Origin of the sequence: Bacillus sp. JJ1562 (genome assembly GCF_036962705.1) — a bacterium.
GTDB lineage: Bacteria > Bacillota > Bacilli > Bacillales > Bacillaceae_L > Ferdinandcohnia.
The window spans coordinates 1-1,165 of record NZ_JBALOQ010000089.1; the positions used below are offsets into that span (position 1 = coordinate 1).

At 34.2% G+C, this 1,165-nt stretch carries 1 protein-coding gene; it reads left to right on the top strand.

Features of this window, described 5'->3' with window-relative positions:
- The first annotated feature begins 111 nt into the window (after window positions 1-111).
- The gene (locus V7097_RS25925; protein WP_335706517.1) at window positions 112-510 is read left to right on the top strand and encodes a nuclease-related domain-containing protein; all 399 of its coding nucleotides are present in this window, start codon (window positions 112-114) and stop codon (window positions 508-510) included.
- Window positions 511-1,165 lie beyond the last annotated feature (655 nt).

The window sequence follows — 1,165 nt, forward strand, 5'->3', positions numbered from 1 at the left end:
TATTAGAATTTTCTGAACCGATGTATATACAAGTTGCAGAAATTATCAATTGTATATAGTGAAGATAAGATTTACAATTATCTCGAATCTTATTAAAAGGAAGTGTTGTTTTTGATCATTAAACCTCGTACCATTCCACTTGAATTGCTACTTTTAAGATTTATCCGAGCCCGAACCAAAGTTACCGCGAAAACAGAAAATCAAATCATTTCACTTGAAAAGGGTTTTATTGGAGAAAAAATGTTTGACAAACGCATAATCAACCTCTCCCTTGATTGCCTCATTATCAATAACTTACTTTTAGAAACAAACAATACCCATTATCAAATTGATTCACTCCTTATTTCTCAACACAAAATTCACATTTTTGAAGTGAAAAATTTCGAAGGTGATTATCTACTAGATGGCGATTGTTTACGAATGCTATCTGGGAAGGAGATTAAAAATCCGCTCCTTCAATTAAATCGAAGTGTATCTCTCTTTCGGCAATTACTCCAAAACTACGATTGAACTGTACAGTTGAGGGCCACCTCGTATTCATAAATCCTGAATTTTACCTCTACCATGCTTCACCAGACCTACCGATTATTTTTCCAACACAACTTGAGCGCTTTATTAAACAATTAAATACTCAGTCTTCGAGATTAATTGGAAAACATCATGGACTGGCAAATAAGCTTTTGGAGCTACATGTAAAAAACTCGCCTTATTCACTGCTCCCAGAGTATAGTTTTGATGGGATGGCGAAAGGGATTTTGTGTGCAGGGTGTGGGAGCTTAGATATGTTAGATTCAGGGCGAACAACGACTTTAGCTTGTAAAAAGTGCGGTTTTGTAGAGGATAAAGAAGCAGCAATATTGCGTAGTGTAGAGGAGTTGATCCTACTTTTTCCTGAAATAAAGGTTACATCGGGAACTATTTTCGAATGGTGTAAAATCATAAAATCAAAGGCATTGATCCTAAGAACTCTTGTTAAATACTATCAACCTTGTTCATCCAAAAAAGGGACATACTATTTAAAGAAAAATTGTTAATTACGAGAAATATAAGATAGGGGCCTTTCCTTTTAAATAATAGACTCCTATCTTTTTTAGTTTGGTGGATTCTTTCATAACCCTTATCACTTTCGGAAATTATTTTTGACTTTTTCCTGTTTTACCCAAAT